General features: G+C 50.5%; 1 pseudogene. It reads left to right on the top strand.

Features of this window, described 5'->3' with window-relative positions:
* Positions 1 to 72: 72 nt before the first annotated feature.
* Positions 73 to 1,258: pseudogene (locus tag R7P67_RS24965) on the top strand (propeptide, peptidase); the annotation flags it as partial.

Below are 1,258 nucleotides of genomic sequence, written 5' to 3'. Positions count from 1 at the left end.
AAACGCTACTCAACGGAACCAGGTCGTTACTTTACGGTTAACGCGAAGTACATCTTTTAGTAGGAGCTCAGCATGAAACTCAAACTTTTAGCGCTTTCTCTTGCGTTGGCAGGCGTTCAAGTGACGAACGCAGCGCAGTGGGATTACCCTAGCGCAGCTGTTACGGTCACGAACCAAGCCGAAGCGCTTCGCTACTTACAAGACAATTACGCTAGCGCTGGCGAACTTAAGTTTCGCTATCAGACCCGTTCTCAGCTTGGAGATCATTACAACTTTGATGTGTGGGTCGATGGTCAGTATCAACCGCAACGCACCATTGTGCTGTCGACTAACCAAGACAGCCAAATCGAGCGTATTTTCAAAAGCCTTGAAGATACGGTTATTCGTAATGGCGAGGCGATGCCAGCCGCAGAACTGGAATTGCCTGTTCGATTGGAAGTGACCGAGCCGCCAGCGTTGAGCTCCGGTGAGTTAGTGACGGTTCCCGTCTCAGTGTTTGATCCTGATTTACGTACGATGCAGCAACAAGCTGCGCCTGATTCCGCTTGGAATTCGTTAGAGGATTATCCTCAGCCACTTCAATATGTTGAGAAGCAGATTCAAGTTTTGCAGTCTGACGGCAACTTCTACCTAGCCAACGAGCGCGTTAAACAGGTGGATGCACTTGCATTACTGCCTACACCTGCGGTAGGTGCGGAGCCCGTACGCGATACAAGCAGTATTTTGCCGCCTGAAGGCGTTCAATCTTTTTCTGATGTAAAAGCGATGCAAAGCGCTCAGCTTGGCGACAATGCCTTTTTGCAGTTGATGGCGTTTTACCACCTTGACAACTCACTGCAGTACTTATCGAGTTTGAGCTATGACTTATTTGAAGAGCCGCTTCGCTTTGATGGACGTGGTTTAGCGCTCGACAACTCTTCTTACTACACAGGTTCGCGTGCGCTGATGTTAGGCGTTGGCGGAGTATCTCCGGATGCTGCGGATGCAGATGTGATTTTGCACGAGCTAGGACACGGGATTCACTATCAAATTGTTCCCGATTGGGCGTATGGCCACACTGGTGCGATTGGAGAAGGTGTCGGTGATTACTGGGCGGGCAGTGCGAGCTACCGAACACAGTATTTAGATGCGGCTCGCCGTGGTCAGGAATTTGAGATTGATACGGTGTTCAACTGGGATGGCATGTTTGGCGTTCGCCGCGCAACACGCAGTCTCTGGAACCAACGTGCTCGTTACTTTGAAGGAGCGGAATACCGAG

The organism is Vibrio sp. Vb0937 (assembly GCF_033338855.1).
The sequence above is the reverse complement of the archived record's forward strand: the minus strand, read 5'-3'. Positions and strand labels throughout refer to the sequence as shown.